The organism is Streptomyces sp. NPDC054866 (assembly GCF_053610745.1).
Window position 1 is genome coordinate 457927 of record NZ_JBSGZA010000004.1, and the last position, 24298, is coordinate 482224.

Genomic DNA, 24298 nt, shown 5'->3' on the forward strand with positions numbered 1-24298 from the left:
GATTCCCCGCATCCTCACTGTCGAATTAATTCGACAACTCCCTTTCGTGTGCGAACTCTTGACACGGCGCCGTTCCGGTTGAATTTTGGGAGCGCTCCCACTGGTTCCCACGCTCCCCAAGCGGAGCACGCCCCCCACCGAGCCGTCAGGAGAGATCCCCGTATGCCCGCATTCTCCGATGCCTACCGCCCCGGCCACTCAAGACCGGAAATCAGCCGCCGCAACCTCCTGGCTCTGGGCGCCGGAGCCGCGCTGGCCCCCGCCGTCGTGGCGCTCAACCCCGCAGCTCAAACCGCTCACGCCGCCCCCGCGGCCACCGAGTACGAACAGCGCTTCCTCGACCTCTACGCGAAGATCACCAATTCCGCGAACGGCTATTTCTCGCCGGACGGTATTCCGTACCACTCCGTCGAAACCCTCATTGTCGAAGCCCCCGACCACGGGCACGAGACGACATCCGAGGCATACAGCTATCTCCTCTGGCTTCAGGCCATGTACGGCAAGGTCAGCGGCGACTGGACACGTTTCAGCGCGGCCTGGGAAACCATGGAGAAATTCATGATCCCGGCCCGCGCCGACCAGCCGACGAACAGTTTCTACAATGCGGCGAAACCAGCCACGTACGCCCCCGAACACGACCAGCCGTCCCAGTACCCCGCCCGGCTCGATCCCTCGGTTCAGGCAGGCGCCGACCCGATCGCCGCCGAGCTGAAGAGCGCCTACGGCAGCGACGACATCTACGGCATGCACTGGCTCCAGGACGTCGACAACGTCTACGGCTACGGCGGCGACGCCACGGGCCCGGTCTACATCAACACCTTCCAGCGTGGCCCCCAGGAGTCGGTCTGGGAGACCGTCCCGCACCCCACCCGCGACGAGTTCGCCCACGGCGGCCGCAACGGCTACCTCGACCTGTTCACCGGCGACGCCTCCTACGCCAAGCAGTGGAAGTACACCAACGCCCCGGACGCCGACGCCCGCGCGGTGCAGGCCGCCTACTGGGCGCACGTCTGGGCCTCGGCCCAGGGCAAGGAGTCCCAGGTCGCGGCGACGGTCGCCAAGGCGGCCAAGATGGGCGACTACCTGCGCTACGCCCTGTTCGACAAGTACTTCAAGACCATCGGCGACTGCACCGACCCCTCCGGCTGCGCACCGGGCAGCGGCAAGAACAGCTCGCACTACCTGCTGTCCTGGTATTACGCCTGGGGCGGCGCCACCGACACCTCCGCCGGCTGGGCCTGGCGCATCGGATCGAGCCACAGCCACGGCGGCTACCAGAACCCCCTCGCCGCCTTCGCCCTCAGCAAGTACGCCCCGCTCGCCCCCAAGTCGGCATCGGGCAAGGCGGACTGGACGAAGAGCCTGACCCGGCAGATCGAGTTCTACCGCTGGCTTCAGTCCGCCGAGGGCGCCATCGCGGGCGGCGTCACCAACAGCTGGCAGGGGCGGTACGCCAAACCCCCGGCAGGCACCCCCACCTTCTACGGCATGGCGTACGACGACAAGCCCGTCTACCACGACCCGCCGTCCAACCAGTGGTTCGGCTTCCAGGCCTGGTCGATGGAGCGGGTCGCCGAGTACCTCCACGAGACCGACGACCCCGCCGCGAAGACCGTCATGGACAAGTGGGTGAAGTGGGCCCTGTCCGAGACGAAGATCGCCGCCGACGGCACCTACAGCTTCCCCTCGACGCTGAAGTGGTCCGGTCAGCCCGACACCTGGAACCCGTCAAACCCCGGCGTCAACGCGGGACTTCACGTGTCCGTCGTCGACCGCACCAACGACGTGGGCGTGGCCGGCGCCTACGCCAAGACCCTCACGTACTACGCCGCCGCCACCGGTCACACCCAAGCCGCCACCACGGCCAAGGCGCTCCTTGACGGCATGTGGCTCCACCACCAGGACCCCCTCGGCATCGCTGTGCCCGAGACCCGCGCCGACTACAACCGGTTCGACGACGCGGTGTACGTCCCGAACGGCTGGACCGGCACCATGCCGAACGGCGACACCATCAACTCCGGGTCCGACTTCACCTCCATCCGCTCCTTCTACCGCGACGACCCCGACTGGCCGAAGGTCGAGGCCTATCTCGCCGGGGGAGCGGCGCCGCAGTTCACCTACCACCGCTTCTGGGCGCAGGTGGACATCGCGCTCGCCATGGGCGCCTACGCGGAGCTCCTCGAACCGGGGCCGGGTTCGCGGTGACCGGCCGTATGACGCGCGGCGGGAAACTGCTCGGCGCCCTCGGCCTGATCCCGGGGCTGCTGCTCGTGGCCGCCCCCTCCTCCGGGGCCGACGACGCCAAGGAGAAGGCAAAGGCCGCGTACACCTGGAAGAACGTCCGTATCGACGGCGGCGGCTTCGTCCCCGGCATCGTCTTCAACCGGTCCGAGAAGAACCTCGCGTACGCCCGCACCGACATCGGCGGCGCCTACCGCTGGCAGGAGAAGTCCCGGACCTGGACCCCGCTGCTCGACTCGGTGGGCTGGGACGACTGGGGCCACACCGGGGTCGCCAGCATCGCGTCCGACACCGTCGAACCGGACAAGGTGTACGCCGCCGTGGGCACGTACACCAACGACTGGGACCCCGGAAAGGGCGCCGTCATGCGCTCGTCCGACCGGGGCGAGACCTGGAAGAAGGCGGACCTGCCCTTCAAGCTCGGCGGCAACATGCCGGGCCGCGGCATGGGCGAACGCCTCGCCGTCGACCCGCACGACAACCGCGTGCTGTACCTCGGGGCGCCCAGCGGCCACGGCCTGTGGCGCTCCACCGACTCCGGAGCCACCTGGTCGAAGGTGGCCGCGTTCCCCAACCCCGGCAACTACCAACAGGATCCGGGTGATTCGACCGGCTACGCCTCCGACAACCAGGGCATCGCCTGGGTCACGTTCGACGAGTCGACGAGCACCTCGGGCAAGCGCACCAAGACCGTCTACGTCGGCGTCGCCGACAAGAGCAACGCCGTCTACCGCTCGACGGACGCGGGCGCCACCTGGTCCCGGCTCGCGGGCCAGCCCACCGGGTACCTCGCCCACAAGGGCGTGCTCGACGCGGAGAACGGCTACCTCTACCTCGCCTACAGCGACAAGGGCGGCCCCTACGACGGCTCCAAGGGCCAGGTGTGGCGGTACGCGACCCGCACCGGAGAGTGGAAGAACATCAGCCCCGCCACCGACGCCGACACGTACTACGGCTACAGCGGACTGAGCGTGGACCGGCAGCGGCCGGGCACCGTCATGGTCACCGGCTACAGCTCCTGGTACCCCGACACCCAGATCTTCCGTTCCACCGACAGCGGCGGCAGCTGGACCGGAGCCTGGAGCTACGCCGCCTATCCCGAGCGCACCAACCGCTACACCATGGACATCTCGTCCGTGCCCTGGCTGTCGTGGGGCGCGAGCCCGGCGCCGCCCGAACAGAGCCCGAAGCTGGGCTGGATGACCGAGGCCCTGGAGATCGACCCCTTCGACTCCGACCGGATGATGTATGGCACCGGGGCCACCGTCTATGGCACCAGAAACCTCCAACAGTGGGACAGCGGCGGCAAGTTCACCGTCACCCCGATGGTGAAGGGCCTGGAGGAGACCGCCGTCAACGACCTCGCCGCACCGGCATCCGGCGCGCCGCTGCTCAGCGCGCTCGGCGACATCGGCGGCTTCCGGCACACGGACGTCACCAAGGTGCCGCCCCTGATGTACACCGAGCCCAACTTCACCACCACGACCAGCATCGACCACGCCGAGTCCGACCCGGACACGGTGGTGCGCGTCGGCCACCTCGACAGCGGGCCACGGATCGCCTTCTCCGGTGACAACGGCGCCAACTGGTCGGCGGGCAAGGAGCCTTCGGGAGTCTCGGGCGGCGGCACGGTCGCCACGTCCGCCGACGGCAGCCGCTTCGTGTGGAGCCCGGACGGCACGGGCGTGCACACCAGCGGTGACCGGGGCGCGTCGTGGACGGCGTCCTCCGGCATCCCGCAGGGCGCGGTCGTCGAGTCCGACCGGGCCGACCCGAAGACGTTCTACGGCTTCAAGTCCGGGACGTTCTACGTCAGTACGGACGGCGGGGCGACCTTCACCGCGAAGGCGTCCACCGGACTTCCGGCCGAGGGCGAGGTGCGCTTCAAGGCGGTACCGGGCTCCAAGGGTGACATCTGGCTCGCGGGCGGCAAGGCGGGCGGGACGTACGGCCTGTGGCACTCGACGGACTCCGGCGCGAGCTTCACCCGCGTCCAGGGCGTCGAGGAGGCCGACACGATCGGCTTCGGCAAGGCCGCGCCGGGCTCCGACCACCAGACGCTCTACACCAGCGCCAGGATCGACGGGGTGCGCGGCATCTTCCGCTCCACCGACGCCGGCGAGAGCTGGGTGCGCATCAACGACGACGCCCACCAGTGGGGCTGGACCGGCGCGGCCATCACCGGTGATCCGCGGATCTACGGGCGGGTGTACGTGTCGACGAACGGCCGTGGCATCGTTTACGGGGACAACTCCGGCCGGTAGGACGTCAGTCGAAGCGCTTCGACGCATCTATGGACAGCACATGGGTGTCCCTCTAGGGTCAAGGTGGCCCCGGAGTCGAAGCGCTTCGCCAGCGCCGCCCCACGACCCGTCCCGTCCCGTCCAGGAGAGCTGAATGGTCACCCTCGCCGAGGTAGCCCACCACGCCGGAGTCTCGGCCAGCACGGTGAGCTACGTACTCAGCGGCAAGCGGTCCATCTCCGCCTCCACCAAGGACCGCGTCGAACGGTCCATCCGGGAGCTCGGCTACCACCCGAACGCCGGTGCCCGCGCCCTTGCGAGCAGCCGTTCCAACATCATCGCGCTGATGGTGCCGCTGCGCACCGACATGTACGTGCCGGTGATGATGGAGATAGCCATCGCCGTGGCCACCACCGCACGCACCCACGGGTACGACGTGCTGCTCCTGACCGGCGAGGAGGGCCCCGAGGCGGTCCGCCGCATCGAGGGCAGCGCGCTCGCCGACGCGATGATCCTGATGGATGTCGAGCTGCACGACGAGCGGCTTCCGCTGATCCGCGAGACCGACCGGCCCGCCGTTCTCATCGGCCTCCCCGCCGACCCCACGGGCCTGACCTGCGTCGACCTCGACTTCGTGGCGACCGGCGCCCAGTGCGTCGAGCACCTCTCCGGGCTCGGCCACCGGGAGATCGCCGTGATCGGCGAGGCGCCCGCCGTGTACGAGCGGCACACCGGGTTCGCGGAGCGCACCCTGGACGGGCTGCGCACACGGGCCGGGCAGCTCGGCGTGCGGGTGCTGCACCGGCCCTGCGAGGGGACGTACGACGCGCTCGCCGCGACCCTGGCCCGGATCTTCGACGAACGCCCCGGCACCACGGGGTTCGTCGTGCAGAACGAGTCGGCCGTGGAGCCGCTCCTGAGCCTCCTGCGCCAGCAGGGCCGCGCCATCCCGGAAGACGTCTCCGTCATCGCCATCTGCCCCGACCAGGTGGCCACCCAGGCCTCGGTCCGGCTCACCTCCGTCGCCATCCCCGCACAGGAGATGGGGCGCCAGGCCGTGGAGCGCGTCGTCGCCAAGCTGCGAGGCCAGGGCGCGGACGAAGTCGCCCTGCTCACACCGGAGTTGACGGTGCGGGCCAGCTCGGGTCCCGGGCCCGCGACGGGCTGAGGACCCGTACTCTCCGGCGGCCTCGCCATCCCTCAGGGAGTGGACACCACCGGGCGTGGTGCCTTCGCCATGCCGGAGCCGATGAAGAAGCTCGGGTGCGGGGGCTGGTTGTACGCCGTATTTTGCCAGGCCAGCGCTGTGCGGTACTGGAGGTCGTGGAGCAGTGTGGTGATCTTCGTCTTCGTTTCGTGCGGGGTGGAGTAGATCCGCAGGGCCTTGTTGTCCGTCGTGCGCCACACGACTTCCTCGCGCCAGTCGCCGAGTATGTCGCCCGAGAGCGCGGGGGTCGCCTTCGTGCCGTTGTTGGACGCGACGGAGGCCCCCGTCAGGAGCCGGGTCTCGCCGCCCGTGCCGTACTTGTCGATCCGGGTGCCGTCGAGGAGTTCGCGGATGGTGTCGCCGTCCCACCAGTTCACGAAGTTGATGCTGGAGGGTTCACGTCCGACCGATGCCCCGGTCGGCGAGCGCAGGGTGTTGTCGGCCGCGGACCACGACTCGGCGCCCGCCGAACCGGCATAGATGTCGGCGGACACGCCACGGCCGTTGTCGGAGCCGGACGGCGTGGTCCACAGGCGCTGGCCCGTGCGGGCGTCCGCCATCCAGGAGCCCGGCTTGGAGCTGTCCTCGGACACCTTGAAGTACTCCAGACCCGCGCGCGACGGATCGAGGTCGCCGACGTGCCCGGCGTCGCCGTGCCCGAGCTTGGTCGTCCACAGGCCGCTGCCGTTGTCGTCGACGGTCATCGCGCCGTAGACGATCTCGTCCTTGCCGTCGTTGTCGACGTCCGCGACCGACAGGCTGTGGTTGCCCTGACCGTCGTAGCCCTTGCCGGTGTTCGTCGAGGAGTTGGTGTCGAAGGTCCAGCGCCGGGTGAAGGCCCCGTTCCGGAAGTCCCAGGCGGCGATGACGGACCGCGTGTAGTAGCCGCGCGCCATGATCAGCGAGGGACGGCTGCCGTCGAGGTAGGCGGTACCGGCGAGGAAGCGGTCCACGCGGTTGCCGTAACTGTCGCCCCAGCCCGCGACGTTGCCGCGCGCGGGGACGTAGTCGACCGTGTCGAGCGCGGCGCCTGAGCGGCCGTCGAACATGGTCAGATACTCGGGTCCGGCAAGGACGTAGCCGCCGGAGTTGCGGTGGTCGGCCGAGGAGCTGCCGATCACCTTGCCCGCGCCGTCCTTCGTGCCGTCCGCCGTCTTCGTGGCGACCTCGGCCCTGCCGTCACCGTCGTAGTCGTACACCTGGAACTGCGTGTAGTGCGCGCCCGAGCGGATGTTCCTGCCCAGGTCGATACGCCACAGCCGGGTGCCGTCCAGCTTGATGCCGTCGATGACCGTGTTGCCGGTGTAGCCGGACTGGGAGTTGTCCTTGGCGTTGGTGGGCTGCCACTTCAGTACGAAGTCCAGGGCGCCGTCCCCGTCGAGGTCGCCCACGGACGCGTCGTTGGCCTCGTACGTGTACGCCACGCCGTCCGGAGTCGTGCCCCCGGCGGGCGGCGTGATCGGCACGTCCTTGTACCCGGCGCGGAACTGCACCGCGTGCACGGAGTCGCCCTGCTCGGTGCCGTCGACCACCGCGCGCACCGTGTAGTCGGCGCTGTTCGGGGCGCCCGCGTGGAAGTAGTTCGTCGAGCCGGTGACCGGGGACGAGTTGACCTTCGTACCCCCTCGGTAGACGTTGAAGGCCACGTCGTCGTCATCGGTGGCGAGCCAGCGCCAGCTGACCAGGTTCCCGGCGCCGGTGTGCACGCTGACCACACCCCGGTCGAGCGCCTCGGCCTGGCGGGTGGTGGCCGCGGACGACGTCGACGACAGCGCGATGAGGCCACCGGCGGCGAGGGCGCCGGCGACGACGGCGGTGACGATGACCCGGCCGCGTGCCCGGCGCCTTCTTCGGCGGCGGTCGCTGTGCGGAATCTCGGCCATGGGGTCCTCCTGCGGGGAGAGAGACAGTGCCTCGGTTGTGTCGCCGCGGAGCGCGCGAAAGGTTGCCGCTTGTATGAATCTCTTGACCGGCGTCCCGCAGTACCTGAAACGGGCCGGATGCCCCCATACCGGCTGGCTCAGATCTGCCTGGGATTCCGGACGTTGTTCGATCTCTCGCACGGACGTTGCTATGCTCGCGCACCGCACTTCGGCGGCACGGGGGCCATCAGCGCGCGTGCGGAGCCGCGCAAGCACAGAAACGAGGTCACCCGTGGGGACAGCCGTCGATGACGCAGCCGCCGCGGAGTTCCATGACTTCTTCGAGCGGCACTACACCGAACTCGCCCGCCTCGCCCACATGTTGACCGGCGAGAAGGACGCCGCGGACGACCTGGCGGCGGACGCCCTGGTCGCGCTCTGGAACCGCTGGGACCGCGTGCGGGCCGCCGACCACCCGGCCGCGTACGCCCGTGGTGTCGTCGCCAACATGGCGCGCAGCCGCATCCGCAGCGCCATCCGCGAGCGCCGCCGCGTGGCCCTGTTCTGGGGGCAGCGCCCGGAAGGCGTCGACGACCCCGACGTACCGGCGGTCGTCGATGTCCAAGAGGCGTTGCGTACGCTGCCGTTCCGTAAGCGGGCCTGTGTGGTCCTGCGGCACGCCTTCGACCTGTCGGAGAAGGACACCGCGCTCACCCTCGGGATATCGGTCGGTACGGTGAAGAGCCAGACGTCCAAGGGAATGGCGGAGCTGCAACGGATCCTGGGCGACCGTGCCGCGTCGCAACTCGTGGGAGGGAGGCAGTGATGGACGACGTACGCAAGCAGCTGCGCGATGCCGCGGCCGAGCACCGCCCCGACAGGGAACGCATGCTCGCCCGGGTCGAGCGCGGCATGGAGCGCGATGCCGCCGGCCTCGGTGCCCCGTCCCGCGGCAGGCTGCCACGGTCCGCCCCCTGGCTGCGGATCGTGGGCGCGACGGCAGCGGTGGCCGGAGTCTTCGCGCTAGGCGGATACGCCGTCGCCTCCGTCGTCGAGGGCGAGGAACCGCCGCCCCGCACCGTGGGCACACCCGCCGCCCCCGACTCCCCGTCCGGGCCGAGCCCCTCCGCCTCCGCACCGGACGACGAGAACGCCGGGCCCAGCTCACCGGCCTCGCCCGAGCATCCGTCGGGCAAGGCCACGAAGGGCACGCAGGACAGGGGCAAGGACCAGGACGCGAACCGGCCGCCGAAGAAGTCCGACCCTCCGCCCTCCGCACGGCGCGTGGCCCCGGACGCCAAGAGCGTCGAAGACGGCTACCTCTGGAGCGACGGTTCCATCGACCCGCAGAGCAACGACTTCTGGGCGCAGAGCACCCTCACCTTCAAGACCGGAAAACCGCTCACCGCGCTCACCGTCGAACTGCGGGTCGCGCAGACCGGCGGGGTCAGCGACACGGGCAACTGGCGCTCACTGCCCACCGACGACTTCACCGCCTCCATACGCGAGGAGGGCGGGGAGCTCGTCTACCGCTGGACGCTGAAGGCGGGCCGGACCGTTCCGGCGGGCGAGCACGTCTTCGCGGGCCAGTACAACCACGCCGAAGGCGGCAGGGACGCGGGCGAGGACACGTACGCGGCGGAGGCGACCGCAGCGGGCCAGAAGGCCGAGGTGCGGGGCGACTTCGCCCGCACGTCATAGACCCAGCACGTCATAGGTTCCGCGGAAATCTCGCGCACCCCGGCAACCTTCCGCACCCGGGCGGAGACCAGCAGACGCAAGGTCATCCCCCCAGCGAAAGAGCGGTCCCCATGACCACGCAACGAGCCGAACAGCGCAAGAGCCGTAAGCGCCGCCTCACCCGCCGCCGCGTCGTGGGCGCGGCGGGCGGCGCGCTCCTGCTGACCGGCGCCACCCTCGGCGCCAACACGCTGCTCTCCCCGGCGGGAGCGGCGACCGCCGCCGACTGGCCGACCCCCACCGGCGACAAGCCCGTCACCAAGACCATCGAGGTGTCCGGCACCTACGACGGCGGACTCCAGCGCTTCTACGGCAGCGGAGACCTCGGCGGCGACGGCCAGGAAGAGGGCCAGGACCCGGTCTTCAAGCTCAAGGACGGCGCGGTCCTGAAGAACGTGGTGCTCGGCAAGCCCGCCGCCGACGGCGTGCACTGCTCGGGCAGCTGCACCATCCAGAACGTGTGGTGGGAGGACGTCGGCGAGGACGCGGCCACCTTCAAGGGCACCTCGGCCGGCGCGACGTACAACGTCACCGGTGGCGGCGCGAGGAAGGCCGACGACAAGGTCCTCCAGTTCAACGGCGCGGGCAAGCTGAACGTCAGCGGGTTCCAGGTCTCGGACTTCGGCAAGCTGGTCCGCTCCTGCGGCAACTGCTCCAAGCAGTACAAGCGCACGATCACCATCAACGACGTGGACGTGACCGCGCCCGGCACCTCCCTGGTCGGCATCAACACCAACTACGGCGACACGGCGACCCTGAGCAAGATCCGCATCCACGGCGACGGCGACAAGAAGATCAAGCCCTGTATCCGCTACACGGGCAACGACTCGGGTGACGAGCCGGAGGAGACGGGCAGCGGCCCTGACGGGACGTACTGCAAGTACAGCGCGTCGGACATCAGTTACCAGTAGGTGCGGCCCACGTCCGTCACACGCGTCACGCCGTCTGCGAGCGGAAGCCGTGGCCGAGCTCCGGCCGCGCCAGGCCGAAGTAGTGCCGGAAGTTGTAGATCAGGGGATTCCAGGCGGCGGGGTCGATGTGCTGGGTCCCGGGCACCACGACGGAGGCGGCGGCGTGCACGCGGACGACCTCGCACTCCACGATCCGGAAGCCGGAGTCGGGCCCGGCCGGCGTGATGCCGCGCACCACGGCCTCCAACTGCAGCGGGCACTCGGCCACACGCGGCGGCCCCACGGCCTCGGAGGCCCGGGGGCGCAGCCCGGCGGCGGCGAACTTGTCGGGCTCGTGGCGGTAGACGCCGCGCTTGCCGGCCGGTACCGGGTCCGCGCCGGTGAGCGGGGCGAGGCGCTCGACCGCCGCCCAGAGGTCGGCCGAGGGCAGGTTGACGACCAGTTCGGGGCGCTCCGCGAGATTGGCGACGGTGCGCCCCTCCGCCCCCAGGCCGAGTACGAGGGTGTGGCCGAGCGCCCAGGCCGAGGAGATGGGGGCGAGGTTCGCCGTGCCGTCCGGGTTCTCGGTGGTCAGCAGGGCGACGGGGGTGCCGAAGTAGAGAATGCTCGGGGATATGGAGAGGTGGTCATCGACGGGGGAGGCGGGGGCGGTGCCCGCCGCGGGGGCATCGGCGGCCGGCGCATCGGTCACCGGCGCATCGGCCGTGGCGACGTCATGAGTCGTGGTGGTGTTCATGCCGCAGAACGCTAGAGCGCCGAGACTTCGGTGACCGCCGAAGCGTCGTCACGCCACAATGTCCCGCATGAGCAAGCCGCCCCACCCCACGAGCCCGTCTACGGACGGCGTCATCGGCCCCGACCTCGCCTCCCTGGCGGGTCTGCTCGCCGACCGCACCCGCGCGTCGATGTGCCTGGCCCTGCTCGACGGGCGCGCCTGGACCGCGACCGAGCTGGCCCGGCATGCGGGGGTGGCGCCTTCGACGGCGACCGGGCACCTGCATCAACTGGTCGCGGGCGGACTCCTGTCGCAGGAGCGGCAGGGACGGCACCGGTATCTGCGCCTGGCGGGCTCGTCCACGGCGGAGATGATCGAGAGCCTGGCCTCGCACGCCCCGATGCGTCCGGTGCCGGTCCGCTCGTTGGCCGACGCACACCGCCGCCGCGCACTGTCCTACGCCCGGAGCTGCTACGACCACCTGGCGGGCAATGTCGCGGTCGCGATCACCGACGCCATGACCGAACGGTCGCTGCTGACCTGGGACTACGGGCCTTCACTGAGCGAGTCCGGCAAGGCGTGGCTGCGTGACCTCGGCATCGACGACCACCGCCCCCGTGGTTCACGCCGCGCCCACGTCCGCACCTGCCTGGACTGGACGGAACGGCGCCAGCACCTGGCCGGGGCGGTGGGCGCCGCGTTCTTCCAGCACGCACTCGACGCCGGCTGGCTCGTCCGCAGGGGCACGACCCGCGTCATCACCGTGACGGACGCGGGGCACGCGGTGCTCCGGGAACAGCTGGGCATCCCCGGCGCCCTCGGTCATGAGGGTGCCGCCGACGAGGCCTGTGCGAGCAGCCCGTCGACGAACGCGCGCAGTCCCTGGGGGTAGATGTCCCGTGCGGCCAGCGCGGCCCATCGGACGCCGATGGCGGCCAGGTGGGGCACCTGGGACGGGTCCAGGTCGTCGCGGTAGGCGAAGGGCTGACCGGCGGCGTTCCGGCGGGCGGAGTGAGCGCGGACGAGCACCTCGCCGACGGTGTAGTACCAGAGGCCGCGGAAGACGTCGACGCTCTGCTCGGGTGTGCATCCGTGGTCCGCGGCTCCGGCCACGATGGCTTCGACCATCCACATCGCCGATTCGTCCAGGAGGCCGACGAAACCGTCGGCCGACAGCACCTCCGCGGCCCATGGCCAGGCCGCGAGCGCGTTGTGCAGCGCGGTGGTGGCCACGAGGATGCGCTCCCGTGGGTCGCTGGGCAGTTGGGGGCGCTCGACCTGGGCGACGTGGTGATTGAGCAGCAGGAGCAGTAGATCGTCCTTGCTCTGGATGTGGTGGTACAGGGTCGTCGCGCCGATGCCGAGCTCGGCGGCGAGCCGGCGGACGGTCAGCTTCTCCCAGCCGTCCCGGTCGATAAGACCGCGGGCCGCCGTCAGGATCTGCGCGCGGGAGGTCACGGGCGGCCGGCCGGTGCGGCCCTGGGGTGCGGGGGATCGTGCCATCGCCCCATCATGCCGCCCCGCGTTCCAACGCCTCGATACGAGTGTTCCCAGCCCGCCTGACTCGATGCTACTTTCGGAACATGTTCCGAAAGTTAACGAGCGGCGTGGGCACCGGATTTGGCTCTGTGGAAACGGGGGAACGATGACCATCAGCGAGCTGTTGCGTCCTCATGTCCGAGGCTTCGCCGCCGTGGTGATCCTCCAGGTGATCGGCGCTGTCGCGGGTCTGGCGCCACTGTTGGCGGTCGTCGAACTGGGGCGCACCCTGCTGTCGCCCGGCACGATCGACCGCGGTCATGTCTGGACGGTCGTCGTCGCGGGCGCGGCGGGGTTGTTCGTCCGCTTGCTGTTCACGTCCGCGTCCTCCGGAATCGGGCATGTGGTGGACGGTCAGGTGCAGCTGACGTTCCGCCGCCAACTGGCCGCCCGCCTCGGGCGCGTACCGATCGGCTGGTTCTCCCGGCGCAGGACCGGCGAACTGGCCAAGGTGGTGGGGGAGGACGTCGGAGCCGTTCACCCGTTCATCGCCCACACTCCCGGTGAACTCGTCTCCGCGTTCGTGGTGCCGCTCGTCTCGCTGATCTACCTGTTCACCATCGACTGGCGGCTCACCCTGATCACCCTGATACCGGTGGTGCTCGCGGTGGCGCTGGTGCCCCTGATGATGACGCCGACCCGGCTGCGCGAGCAGGAGGAGTTCGACGCGGCCATGGGACGGATCTCAAGCTCCGTCGTCGAGTTCGTGCAGGGCATCTCGGTGGTCAAGACGTTCGGCGGGTCCGGGCGCGCCCACCGCACGTTCCTCACCGCCACCGACGATTTCGTCGCCACCTTCAACCGCTGGGTGCACGGCATCTCCCGGATCGCCGCGGGGATGCAGCTGGTGCTGTCACCGCCGTTCGTCCTGCTCGTCGTCCTGATCGGCGGTACGGCCCTGATCACCGACGACTCCCTGGCCCCGGCCGATCTGCTGCCCTTCCTGCTGCTCGGCCTCGGCCTGACCGCCCCGGTGGCGGCGCTCGGCCACGGCTTCGACGAGATGCAGGCCGCCCGGCGCGCCGTCGGGCGTATCCGGGACGTACTGGAGGTACCGCCGCTTCCTGAGCCCGCGCGTCCCGTCGCCCCGCGAGGGCACCGGGTGGAACTGCGCGACGTCCGCTTCGGATACGAGACCGATCACGAGGTGCTGCGGGGGATCGACCTGGTGCTTGAGCCGGGGACGGTCACCGCCGTCGTCGGGCCGTCGGGCAGCGGAAAGTCCACGCTGGTCCAGCTGTTGCCGCGGTTCTTCGACCCCACCCACGGCTCGGTCGCCATCGGCGGTGTGGATCTGCGCGAACTCGGCAGCCACGACCTCTACCGCCTGGTTTCCTTCGTCTTCCAGGACGTACGCCTGCTGCGCGCGTCCGTCGCCGACAACATCGCGCTCGCCGTGCCGCACGCCGACCACGAGGACGTGGTCCGCGCCGCCCGTCTCGCGAACATCCACGACCGGATCCTCGAACTGCCCCGCGGATACGAGTGCGTGATCGGTCAGGACGCCGGGCTCTCGGGCGGCGAGGCGCAGCGGATCTCCCTCGCACGCGCTCTCCTCGCCGACACGCCCGTACTCGTGCTCGACGAGGCGACAGCCTTCGCCGACCCGCAGACCGAGCAGGCGGTGCGTGAGGCCCTCGTGACGCTGGGGCGAGAGCGGACCATTCTGGTCATCGCGCACCGCCTGGAGACGATCACGGACGCCGACACCGTCGTGATGCTGGCCGACGGGGCGATCGTCGAGCGCGGCGCGCCAGCTGAACTACTCGCTCAGGGCGGGGAGTTCGCGGCGTTCTGGCAATCCCACCGATCAGTACCGGCCGACGAGGCCGTAGCCCACAGTGGCGTGGCGCAAGGAGACGAGCCCCGATGATCCGCCTGCTCCTGCGCGTCCTCGGACGCGAGTACGCCCGGCCCGTGCGACGCACCGTGGCCCTGATGACCGTGACCGCGATCGCGGAAGGACTGTCCTACGCACTCCTCGTGCCCGTGCTGCGGGCCCTGTTCGGCCCCGCGCCCGACGACGCCTGGCCCTGGCTGACCGCGTTCGGGGCCGCGATCACGCTCTACGCACTCCTGCGCTACGTCAGCGACCTGTCCGGCTTCCACGTCGGGACCACCCTCCTGCGCGGCATGTACCACCGGCTCGGCGATCATCTGGCCCGGCTGCCCATCGGCTGGTACGGAGCGGGCCGCCTCGGGGAGGTGTCCGTCCTGGCCGGGCGCGGGGTCTTGCAGGCGATGAGCGTGATCGCGCATCTCCTCGCCCCGTTCATCTCCGCGAGCGTGACGCCTTTGACGATCGTCGCCGTGATGACGGCCTTCAACTGGCAGCTGGGCCTCGCCGCGCTGGCCGCCGTGCCGGTCGTGGCAGCCATCCAGATCTGGACGGCACGCTCGACGGCCGCGGCAGACGCGGAACGCGCCGCACACGACGAAGAGGCCACCGGGCGGGTCATCGAGTACCTCCAGGTCCAGCCGGTGCTGCGGGCCGGTGGCCGCACGGCCGAGCGCTTCCGGCTGCTCGACGACTCGCTCCAGGAGGTCGAGCGGGCCTCCCGCCGCTCCACGCTGTCGGCGCTGCCCGGCGCGGTCGGCCTGACGCTCACGGTGCAGGCGATGTTCACCGGGCTGCTCGTCCTGGGCGCCTACCTCGCCCTCGACGGCGACACCGGTGTGGCGGAGATTCTCACGATCCTGGTCCTCGCCGCACGCTGCGCGGACCCGCTCCTCTCGCTGTCGGACATCGGGGGCAGGCTCCGCGGCGCACGCTCCGTGCTGGTGAAACTCGACGCGGTCCTGCGCGCCGAACCGCTGCCGGAACCCGCCCAACCCGTCCAACCGGTGGGCCACAGCCTGGAGTTCGAGTCCGTCACCTTCTGCCACGGGGAACGCACGGTCTTCGACGAAGCGTCGCTGTCCGTGCCCCAAGGCCGGCGGCTCGCCGTCGTCGGACCCTCGGGAGCGGGCAAGAGCACCCTGCTGCAACTGCTCGCCCGGTTCTACGACGTGGACGCGGGCGCGGTACGCGTGGGAGGCGTGGACGTGCGCGCCATCGACACGGAGGTGCTGATGTCGCGGATCGCCATCGTCTTCCAGGACGTGTACCTCTTCGACGGCACGATCGAGGAGAACATCCGCGTCGGCCGCCCCGACGCCGACGATTCCGAGGTACGAGCCGCCGCCACCGCGGCACGCCTGGACGAGGTGATCGAGCGGCTGCCCGGCGGGTGGGCGACCCATGTCGGCGAGGGCGGCGCGCTGCTGTCGGGCGGGGAACGCCAGCGGGTGTCGATCGCACGGGCACTCCTGAAGGACGCGCCCATCGTGCTCCTCGACGAGGTGACCTCCGCACTGGACCCGGTGAACGAGGCCGCGGTGCAGGAGGGCATCGAGCGCCTCATGGCGGGCCGGACGGTCGTCATGGTCGCGCACCGCATGCGGACCGTCCGGCGCGCCGATCACGTCGTCTTCCTCGACGGCGGCCGGATCGTGGAGGAAGGCGGTCACGACGAACTCCTGGACCGCGGCGGCCGGTACGCCGACTTCTGGAACCTCTCCCTGACACCGGCGGCGAATGATTGAGTCGGCATGACATGAACAAGCGCCCAGGAGGCCCCGGTTGCTCCGCACGCACCTGTCGGCCGCCACGATGCTCAGAGTCTCCGCCGAGGGGGTCGCGACCGCCCTGGTGCTCACCGTCCAGGCGCGCACGGGGAACGCGGCGAGCGCGGGATTCGTACAGACCGCGATGACGCTGCCGTACGTGCTGAGCGGTCCGGTCATCGGGCACGCCCTCGACAGGACCGGCCGACCGCGCCGCCTCGTGATCGCGCTGGCCTGCGGCTACGCCGTCGCGATCGCCCTGCTCATGCTGTCGGCGGGGCGATCGCCGCTGGTGCTCGTGCTGATGGTGGCCGCCGTGGTCGGCTGCGTCGAGCCGGTCGTGGTGGCGCTCACCAGTCTGCTGCCGAGATTCGTACCCGCCGAACGCCTCTCACGGGCGTACGGCCTTGAGGCGTCGAGCTACAACATCGCGGCCATCGCCGGGCCGGGCCTCGCCGCGCTGGTCGCCGCCCTCGCGGGCGGAGGGAACACCGGGATCGTGACCGTGGCGACGGCCGCGCTCGGCTTACTCGTCCTTCCTCTGATGCGGATACCGCCCCCGGAGGCCCGCCCGGAACGCACGCGGACGGGCGTCAAGCAGGTCGTGGCGGGCGGGCTCTCGGTCCTCGGGGCCAACCGGGTGCTGCGAGCCCTGACCGTGTCGACGATGTTCGCCTGGTTCGGATACGGCGGGTTCGCGGTGGCGGCGGTGCTGCTCGGCCAGGACATCGGCGCGGGCCCCGCGGCGGGCGGACAACTCCTTGCCTTTTTCGCGCTCGGCTCCCTCGTGGGCGCGCTCGCCTCGTCGCGGTGGCTGACGCCCGCCCGCTCCGAACGGGCCGTGATCGCAGGGCTGTTGGGGTTCGGCACGGCCGTTGCCGCCCTCGCGCTGGTGCCGTCGCTGCCCTGGGCGTGGGCCGCCTGCGTGGCGGCGGGCCTCGCCGAGGGGCCCCTCTTCGCGGCGACGCTCATGCTCCGCCAGCGTGAGTCGCCCCCCGACCGCCTCGGCCAGGTCAACACCACCGGCGGCAGCCTGAAGATCGGCGCGTCGGCGGGTGGCGCCGCCCTGACCGGGGTGTTCGCGGGGCGGCTCGGTGCGGACGGGCTGATGCTGGGCATCGCCGCGTTCCAGTTCGCCGGAGCGGCGATGTGGCTGTGGCTCAGCGGCGGTCCTCCCTCGGCGGTGTCCAGTCCGTCAGATAAGCGGCACGTGTAGCGGACTCGGCCTGCGCGCGGCTGAGTTGGGGACGGTTCTCCGGGACCGTGACGACCGCGCCAGGACCCGTGTTGCGGTACTCGGCGAACCGCTGGGCCTGCCAGGGATGGGCCTCGCGCATGTTCGCGTACGGAACCACCGCGTCGATGCCGTGCCCCAAGTGGGTGTCGCGCACCGTCAGCATGGGGCGGGCCGTCATGTCCGAGCTGGGGACCCAGGGGCGGGCCAGCTTGTAGTACGCGTCCGGGGCGCCGCTCGTGACCCGGCTGCGGGTGACGAGATAGCCGCGCGGGTTGGCGACGGCGGTGGACGGCGCGAAGACGAAGCCGTACGGCGCCGTCGCCAGGTCGCCGCGGGTCAGCGTGTGGAAGTGGCAGTGCTCGAAGACGGCGGTGGCCCGGCCGAAGACGAAGTCGACGTCGCCCTCCACGTAGCAGTGGCGGAAGTACTGGCGGGCGAAGACACTCAGGTCCGCGGTGTCGGCGTACAGGGTGTCCTGGTGGCCCAGGAACCGGCAGCGGAAGAACGCCGAGCGGTCACCCATGACCTTGAGCGCGACGGCCTGGGTCCCGGTGTAGTCCGGGTGGTCGGCGCGCAGCCAGTCGTTGGCGAAGGTGATCGCGTGGGCGGTGAAACCGGCGGCGCGCACGGTCGTGGTGGCCGAACCGCTGGTCCCGTAGGTGCCGGACCCGTCGGGCTTCGGGGTGCCCGCCGCGTTGTCGTACACGATGACCGTGTCACGCGGGTCGCCGCTCGCGCCGATGAGCGTGATCCCAGCACTCGTCTCGGGCACGGTCACCGTCTCTCGGTACGTGCCCGGGGCGAGGACCAGTGTCCAGCCCGGGCCGGAGGCGGCATTCACGGCGGCCTGCACGGTGGTGTGGTCGCCGCCGCCCGCCGGGTCGACGTACAGCGTCCGGCGGGTGGGGCGGCGCTCGGCGGCGCGGGCGTGCGACGTACGGCCGATGGCCAGGGCGGCCCCGGCGCCCGCGCCCGCCGCGAGCAACGTACGCCTGCTGACAGGGAGTTGGCGGGAGTCAGGGGAGTGGTGCGAGGGCATGGCTGCTCCTTCGGGGCTCAGCGACGCTTGCCCGCGCCCGCGTGACGCGCGAGCAGGCCCGGCAGTTCGCGCGGGTCGTCCACCCGCGTCCTGAGAGTCGGCGTCCAGCCCGCGCCCGACTGGAGGGTCTCCTCCGGCATCTCCGCGTTGTGGACGGCGATGAGATCGACACGCTTGCCGTTGACGTAGTTGGCGTCGGCGGTGACCGGCGCCTCCTTCCACTTCTTGAGGATCTTCGCCGCGCTGACCCCGGCCGGGAGCGTGAACGCGTTCTTCTGGGCGACCAGTTGGGACTCCTGCCCGATGCCGAAGGAGTACTGATAGCCGTCCGCCGGGACCACATAGTGGTTGTTGTAGGCGTCGACCTGCCCGAAGCGGACGCGCGGCGCACGCTCGACGATGTCCCGGAAGACGTTGTGGTGCAGGGTGACCCGCAGCTTGCCGCGATCCGTCGCGCCCGCGCTGTCGCTGTTGCCGATCATCAGGGTCTTGTCGTGGTCGGCGAACACGTTCCAGGAGGCGGTCACCAGGTCGGCGCCGCGTACGACGTCCAACTCACCGTCGTGCTGCTGGTACAGCTCGCCGTAGTAGGACGGCAGCGAACTGTCGGGGTGCTCGCCGTCGGTGAACGTGTTGTGGTCGATCCACACATGCGTCGAGCCGTGGACGACCATGCTGTCGTACTCGGAGTTCCAGGCGCCCTTGTCCCCGTCCGTGGGATCCCACTGCGGGAAGCAGTCCAGCGGACTCTCCAGGGTGAGGTTGCGGACGACGACGTTGTCCACGCCCTGGATCTGGAGGCTGCCGCCGACGATCCCAGGGTTCCTGCCGACGCCCACGATGGTCGTGTCGGCCGGGACGTACGCCTTGATCGCCGCGCCCTGGCGGGCTGCCGACGCCGCCCGCAGGTCCTCCTGCGCGCCGCTCACCGGGGTGTCACGTCCCCACACGGCGGGATCGTAGTCGGCGAGGTAGCGGTCGAAGTCGTAGCCCTCGGCCTCGAACGCGGCGCAGCCCGCGGCCGTCGCGTTCAGCGTGCCCTTGACCTTGATGACCCGGGGAGCGCCCGCGTCGTCGGCGAGCGCGGCCCGCAGCTCCTCCCAGGTGGTGACCGTGTAGGTGTGCGCGGCGTCGGCCCCGGCGCCGCCGCTGGTCCCGCCGTCGGCGGACGCCCAGCCGTCGCGGGGCGGCAGCACGTCGTGTGCGCCCGCGGCCGAAGCCGGGGCGGCCGTGACCGCCATGACCAGCGCGGTGCACCCCGCGAGCAGGGTGAGGGATCTGCGTACCGCCTTGCGCGGCGTCCTCATCGGTCTCGTGTTCCTCATCGTCACGGTCCTTCCGGCCAGGTGATCCAGGATTCGGGTATCGCGTCGTCGAGCCGCCGCACGTCCCGCGGCGCCAGCGCCCGGCAGCGCAGCAACTCGGCGGCAACCAGACGTGCCACGGCGATCGCGCCCGGCGGATTGAAGTGCGTGTTGTCCTGCTCGGCGGCCGTCCAGTTGAAGTACGCCTTGGTCTCCTCGACGCCGAGCGTCTGCCACAGGGCGAGCGAAAGCGCCTGGACGTCGAGCAGCGGCACGCCCTCGGCCTCGGCGAGCGCGCGCATCGCCGCCGGATACTCGCCGTGGGTGGGCAGTGCGGTGCCGCCAGCGGCGAACTTCCTGCGCTCCACGGCGGTCACGAGCACTGGCCGGGCGCCACGGGACCGCACCCCGTCGACGTACTGCTTCAGGTAGTCCTGGTACGTCGACCAGGGCTCGGTGTAGCGCGTCGGGTCGGCGCTCTTCTCGTCGTTGTGCGCGAACTGGACCAGGAGCCGGTCGCCAGGCCTGATCGCCTCCAGGATCACGGCGAGACGGCCCTCGTCGACGAAGCTCTTCGAACTCCGGCCGTTCATCGCGTGGTTGGCGACCTTCAGGCGGCCGTGGAGGAAGAAGGGAAGGGCCATGCCCCAGCCGGTCTCGGGCGCCGCGTCCGTGTACTTCTGCGCGGCGGTGGAGTCCCCGGCGATGTAGAGCGTGCTCGCGGGAGCGGCCTTCCTTGAGTGGCTGAAGGCCCCCGGTGCCGCGGCCGCCGCGAGCGGAAGGCTCGCGAGGGCCGCGACCGCACGGCGTCGGCCGACGCCGTGGGCGGGGAGCGCTGTCACTTGTTCTGTTCGTTCCACTCGGCCTGAGCCTTGTTGAGCTGCTCGGCGAGGGTGTCGAGGAAGTCCTTCGCGGACATCTTGCCGAGCAGGACCTTCTGGTAGTTCGGCTCGTTGTCGGCCTTGCTGATGGTGTTCCAGTCGGGCAGGTAGTACGGCAGCTGTACGACCTTCAGGGAGCCGTCGTTGAGCGCCGCGGCGGCCAGCTTCGTGGGCTCGGCCTCGTTCACCCAGGCGTCCTTGGAGGCCGCGGTGTTGGCGGGGATGGCGCCGGCCGACTTGTTCCACTTGCTGTTGGACTCGTGCGAGGCGGCGAACTCGATGAACTTCCAGGCGGCGGCCTTCTTCTTGCTGGACTTGAACAGGCCGAGCCCGTCGACCGGGTTGGAGACCTGGACGCGGACGCCCGCGTCCGTCGTCGGGTTGGGCAGGCCGCGGAACTTGCCCTCACCGAGCGCCTTCACATGGTCCGTGTAGGAGCCGAGGTTGTGGCTGAGCATGCCGATCTGGCCCGTGTCCCACTGGGCGTTCATCTTCTTGAAGTCGTTGTTGACGTCGGCCTCGGGGGTGTTCTTCTTGTAGAGGGCGGCGTACTTCTCCAACGCCTTCACGTTCTTCGGGTCGTTGACGGTGGTCTTGTCGCCGTCCCAGAACGACCCGATGCCGGACTGGCCGTAGGCCGCGTCGAGCGCCTGCGCGATGGAACCCTCGCCGCCGCGAATGGTGTACCCGAACTTGTTCTCGCCCTTGTCGGTGAGCTTGTCGGCCGCCTTGTAGAACTTGCTCCACGTGGTGGGGGCGTCGAGGCCCGCGGCCTTGAACAGGTCGGTGCGGTAGTACAGCACGCCGTTGCTCGCGGACGTCGGCACCGTGAAGAGCCGATTGCCGCCGCCCGCCGCCCGGACGCTGTCGATCATGCCCGGGTTCAGCTTGCCCTCCAGGGAGCTCTCGCTCAGCCGGTTGTCCAACGGCTCGAGAGCGTCCTGCGCGGAGATCCCGGCGAGCATGGCGGCGCCGACACCGCCGACGTCCGGAAGGCCGCCGCCCTGGATGGCGGTGTCGTACTTGGACTGGACGCTCTCGGCGGGAATCGGCACGTACTTGACGTTGATGTCCGGGTTCTTCGCCTCGAAGTCCTTGATGATCTCCTTCCAGACGTCGGTACGGACACCGCCGTTGTTGTCCCAGAAGGTGATCTCGCCCTTCCCGGACCCCTCCTCGCCCTTGTCCCCGCCGGCCCCGCTGCCGTCGTCGCCACAGGCGGTGGCGGTCAGCGCGAGCGAGGCGGCGATGGCGATGGCGGCTACCGTGCGACGGCTTCTGCCTCTTGGGGTGTTGATGGTCATGCCTCAGCTCTCTTCTTTGAGGTGATGCGGAAGTGCGTGAACAGGGCCGTCCCGGCCCCGTTCCGGCCCGAGGGGGCAGTGGCGAACAAGCCGATGAGCGCGCCGACCCACCGCCACGGCGTCGCGGCGAAGGGCTGGCCCGAGGGGCGGAAGCCGTCGCCGGTGTCGGCCGAGAAGCGGCAGCGGGCGCCGTCCGTGATGTCGATCCGCAGCCGTGCGGTGCCGTCGGGGGCGGGGCGTGGGTGCTCGGCGTCGCGTTCGCGTTCGGCGACCGGCTCGGCGAACCGGTGGACTAGGCGGACCGTGCCGTCCTCGCCGCGTTCGAGGCCGATCCAGCTGAAGGCGTCGCCGAGCACCGCGAGACCGGCCCTGGCCTCGGCCGCCGTGCTGTCGAGTCGCAGGCCGACCTCCACGGTGCACGGGGTGAGGGGGAGGCGCTGGGTCAGGATGTGCGGCAGGCGGCGCAGGTCGTGGGCGTCGGCGGACCGGACGCAGGCCAGTCGCAGGCCGTCCGCCGCGTGCGAAGTGGCCCATCCCTCAAGGGGGTTGGCGGACCACTGCCACTGGCGGCCGTGACGCCCGCCGGGGAAGTCGTCGTCGGTGGCGGGCGCGGACGTGGGCTGCGGGGGGAGGTCGGGCTTCTTGTGTACGGCGACGGGGGCGCCGTCGTCCCCGATCACCGGCCAGCCGTCCGTGCCCCACCGCAGCGGCTGGAGGTGGACGACCCGGCCGTACGCGCCGCGCTGCTGGAAGTGCAGGAACCAGTCCTCGCCGGACGGGGTGCGCACCCAGCCGCCCTGGTGAGGGCCGTTGATGTCGGTGCCGCCCTGCTCCAGGACGATCCGTTCCTCGTAGGGGCCGTGGAAGGTCCGTGAACGGAAGGCGCCCTGCCATCCGGTCTCCACACCGCCGGCCGGGGCGAGGATCCAGAACCAGCCGTCGTGGCGGTACAGCTTGGGCCCCTCCAGCGTGAACCAGCCGGGCAGCTGGTCGGCGTCGACCAACACCCGCCCCTCGTCGAGGAGTTCACGTCCGTCCGGGCTCATGCGGTGGCCGGTGAGCCGGTTCTTGACGCCGGAGCGTGACTTGGCCCACGCGTGCACGAGATACGCCTCGCCGCGCTCCTCGTCCCACAGCGGGCAGGCATCGATGAGCCCCTTGCCCGCCTTGACGAGGTGTGGAGTGCTCCAAGGTCCGCGTATGTCCGGGGAGGTGATCTGGAAGACGCCGTGGTCGGGGTCGCCCCAAAAGATCCAGAACCGCCCCTCGTGGTGCCGGATCGACGGCGCCCACACCCCGCAGTCGTGCCGCGGCGCGGCGAACGACTCCCCGGGTTCCAGGCGCTCCAGGGCGTGCCCGATCAGGGTCCAGTTCACCAGGTCGCGGGAGTGCAGCAGCGGCAGGCCAGGGGCGCGCCCGAAGCTGGACGCGGTGAGGTAGAAGTCGTCGCCGACCCGGACGACGTCGGGGTCCGACCAGTCGGCGGCGAGGACGGGGTTCCGATAGGTCCCGTCACCGAGGTCGCCCGGCCTGACCGCCCCCGCCGTGTTCACGCGGTCACCGCCTTGCGGACGAGCCCCGCGGCCTCGGCCCGGCTCGGGCGGCCGTCGGAGACGACGGTGACGACACGGCGTACGACGGTCTCGCCGGGCCCGATCGGCAGGCGCCGCGCATGCGCCAGCGAGGAGCCGACACCCGGATACTCCGCGGCCCGCACGAACCACGGGTCGCGCCGCGTCTCCGGCGTCGCCCCGGCGAAGACGAGTGTCCAGCCCTGGCCGGAGAGGGCCACCCAGTCGGCGGTGGCCCCATGGGCGGCCGCCTCGCCATCCGCGTCAGCCGTGAACACCTCGGGGGTCCGCGCCTCCTTGGGCGCACGCCAGAAGAACCCTCCGTAGGCGGCGCCGGGGCGGCCGTTGGTGGCGGGGCTGCCGATCGAGATCTCCGCGGCGGCCGGATTGGTGAGGGAGAACGTGAAGTCGAGGGCCCAGGCGGACGTGGTGAGGGGCGTGACGGCGACGGTGCGCCGCTCGCGCAGCAACTCGCACTCCCCGTCGAGCCAGCTGATCTCCTCGACGAACCCGTCCGGGTCGCGCAGCTTGAACTCCAGGTGACGCTGTTCGCCGTGGTTGTCGAGCTCGGTCGGCCCCTGGTCGCGTACGTAGGTGCGCCCGCCCCAGAAGTTGCGCCCCGCCGCGTCGGGCACGGCGACGCTCACGCCGAGGTGGTGCGGGTGGTCGGCCGGGGCGTGCTCGGTGACGGGGAGGCCGCCGAAGGTGCGGACGGGATGGAGGTAGGGGCGGGGCGCGAGCCGGGGCGCGGCCGAGGGGTGGATGACGTAGCGGCCGACGGGGCGGCCCGAGCAGCGCAGCATGAGCGCGGTGTCGGTCGCGGTTCTGTTCATGGCGTTCTCACCTCGGTGGGGTCTCGGCGGTGGGGTCTCGGCGGTGGGGATGGAGAGACGGCTGG

At 70.8% G+C, this 24298-nt stretch carries 18 protein-coding genes and 1 pseudogene; 10 read left to right on the forward strand and 9 right to left on the reverse strand.

From position 1 onward, the window contains the following. Positions 1–321: 321 nt before the first annotated feature. The 3 genes and pseudogenes from ACWGI2_RS22820 to ACWGI2_RS22830 all read left to right on the forward strand — a co-directional run. Positions 322–2205, forward strand: a pseudogene (locus ACWGI2_RS22820) (glycoside hydrolase family 48 protein); the annotation flags it as partial. An 8-nt stretch (positions 2206–2213) separates the two neighbouring features. Further along, complete coding sequence (locus ACWGI2_RS22825) at positions 2214–4505, forward strand: WD40/YVTN/BNR-like repeat-containing protein (protein WP_453697254.1); 2292 nt, start codon at positions 2214–2216, stop codon at positions 4503–4505. 133 nt (positions 4506–4638) lie between these two features. Beyond that, positions 4639–5652 carry a LacI family DNA-binding transcriptional regulator gene (locus ACWGI2_RS22830; protein WP_453697255.1) on the forward strand — a complete coding sequence of 338 codons (1014 nt, stop codon included), beginning with the start codon at positions 4639–4641 and terminating at the stop codon, positions 5650–5652. 32 nt (positions 5653–5684) lie between these two features. Here ACWGI2_RS22830 and ACWGI2_RS22835 read toward each other — a convergent pair whose 3' ends face one another. Continuing rightward, a complete protein-coding gene (locus ACWGI2_RS22835) occupies positions 5685–7574 on the reverse strand; it encodes a rhamnogalacturonan lyase (RefSeq protein ID WP_453697257.1) in 1890 nt (629 codons plus the stop codon). Positions 7575–7845: 271 nt separating this feature from the next. On the opposite strand from ACWGI2_RS22835, the gene ACWGI2_RS22840 reads away from it, so the two are divergent. The 3 genes from ACWGI2_RS22840 (at position 7846) to ACWGI2_RS22850 (ending at position 10204) form a co-directional block, all read left to right on the forward strand. After that, positions 7846–8379, forward strand: coding sequence for a SigE family RNA polymerase sigma factor (locus tag ACWGI2_RS22840; RefSeq protein WP_453396148.1), 534 nt, complete (start codon positions 7846–7848; stop codon positions 8377–8379). Continuing rightward, positions 8379–9254, forward strand: coding sequence for a hypothetical protein (locus tag ACWGI2_RS22845; RefSeq protein ID WP_453697259.1), 876 nt, complete (start codon positions 8379–8381; stop codon positions 9252–9254). Before ACWGI2_RS22840 ends, ACWGI2_RS22845 begins: the two co-directional genes overlap by 1 nt. Positions 9255–9364: 110 nt before the next feature. Continuing rightward, positions 9365–10204, forward strand: coding sequence for a pectate lyase (locus tag ACWGI2_RS22850; protein WP_453697260.1), 840 nt, complete (start codon positions 9365–9367; stop codon positions 10202–10204). A gap of 25 nt (positions 10205–10229) precedes the next feature. Here the strand turns inward: ACWGI2_RS22850 and ACWGI2_RS22855 are convergent, their stop codons facing one another. After that, positions 10230–10940, reverse strand: coding sequence for a flavin reductase family protein (locus tag ACWGI2_RS22855; RefSeq protein ID WP_453697262.1), 711 nt, complete (start codon positions 10938–10940; stop codon positions 10230–10232). Positions 10941–10998: 58 nt separating this feature from the next. Here ACWGI2_RS22855 and ACWGI2_RS22860 point away from each other — a divergent pair, with 58 nt between their 5' ends. Continuing rightward, positions 10999–11811, forward strand: a complete 813-nt coding sequence (locus ACWGI2_RS22860; RefSeq protein WP_453697264.1) for an ArsR/SmtB family transcription factor — start codon at positions 10999–11001, stop codon at positions 11809–11811. On the opposite strand, the gene ACWGI2_RS22865 is transcribed toward ACWGI2_RS22860, so the two are convergent. Further along, on the reverse strand, positions 11742–12422 hold the full coding sequence (locus tag ACWGI2_RS22865) for a TetR/AcrR family transcriptional regulator (RefSeq protein WP_453396153.1): 681 nt from the start codon (positions 12420–12422) through the stop codon (positions 11742–11744). The genes ACWGI2_RS22860 and ACWGI2_RS22865 overlap by 70 nt on opposite strands. A 148-nt stretch (positions 12423–12570) precedes the next feature. Here ACWGI2_RS22865 and ACWGI2_RS22870 point away from each other — a divergent pair, with 148 nt between their 5' ends. From ACWGI2_RS22870 to ACWGI2_RS22880, 3 genes are read left to right on the forward strand one after another with little or no spacing between them, the layout of a single operon-like run. Then, a complete protein-coding gene (locus ACWGI2_RS22870; RefSeq protein WP_453697707.1) occupies positions 12571–14331 on the forward strand; it encodes an ABC transporter ATP-binding protein in 1761 nt (586 codons plus the stop codon). Further along, on the forward strand, positions 14328–16043 hold the full coding sequence (locus tag ACWGI2_RS22875; RefSeq protein ID WP_453697266.1) for an ABC transporter ATP-binding protein: 1716 nt from the start codon (positions 14328–14330) through the stop codon (positions 16041–16043). Before ACWGI2_RS22870 ends, ACWGI2_RS22875 begins: the two co-directional genes overlap by 4 nt. Before the next feature lie 37 nt (positions 16044–16080). Then, positions 16081–17280: an MFS transporter gene (locus ACWGI2_RS22880; RefSeq protein WP_453697268.1), complete on the forward strand. Its 1200-nt coding sequence runs from the start codon at positions 16081–16083 to the stop codon at positions 17278–17280. Here ACWGI2_RS22880 and ACWGI2_RS22885 read toward each other — a convergent pair. From ACWGI2_RS22885 to ACWGI2_RS22910, 6 genes are read right to left on the reverse strand one after another with little or no spacing between them, the layout of a single operon-like run. After that, positions 17225–18340, reverse strand: coding sequence for a pectinesterase family protein (locus tag ACWGI2_RS22885; RefSeq protein WP_453697270.1), 1116 nt, complete (start codon positions 18338–18340; stop codon positions 17225–17227). The two genes, ACWGI2_RS22880 and ACWGI2_RS22885, sit on opposite strands and share 56 nt — an antisense overlap. Before the next feature lie 17 nt (positions 18341–18357). Next, complete coding sequence (locus tag ACWGI2_RS22890) at positions 18358–19647, reverse strand: pectate lyase family protein (RefSeq protein WP_453697272.1); 1290 nt, start codon at positions 19645–19647, stop codon at positions 18358–18360. 20 nt (positions 19648–19667) lie between these two features. Beyond that, a complete protein-coding gene (locus ACWGI2_RS22895) occupies positions 19668–20486 on the reverse strand; it encodes a rhamnogalacturonan acetylesterase (RefSeq protein WP_453697273.1) in 819 nt (272 codons plus the stop codon). Next, complete coding sequence (locus tag ACWGI2_RS22900; RefSeq protein WP_453697274.1) at positions 20483–21829, reverse strand: ABC transporter substrate-binding protein; 1347 nt, start codon at positions 21827–21829, stop codon at positions 20483–20485. The genes ACWGI2_RS22895 and ACWGI2_RS22900 overlap by 4 nt, the downstream gene beginning before the upstream one ends. Continuing rightward, positions 21826–23382, reverse strand: a complete 1557-nt coding sequence (locus tag ACWGI2_RS22905) for a family 43 glycosylhydrolase (RefSeq protein WP_453697275.1) — start codon at positions 23380–23382, stop codon at positions 21826–21828. The genes ACWGI2_RS22900 and ACWGI2_RS22905 overlap by 4 nt, the downstream gene beginning before the upstream one ends. Further along, the gene (locus ACWGI2_RS22910; RefSeq protein ID WP_453697276.1) at positions 23379–24233 is read right to left on the reverse strand and encodes a DUF6807 domain-containing protein; all 855 of its coding nucleotides are present in this window, start codon (positions 24231–24233) and stop codon (positions 23379–23381) included. Before ACWGI2_RS22910 ends, ACWGI2_RS22905 begins: the two co-directional genes overlap by 4 nt. Positions 24234–24298: the final 65 nt, after the last annotated feature.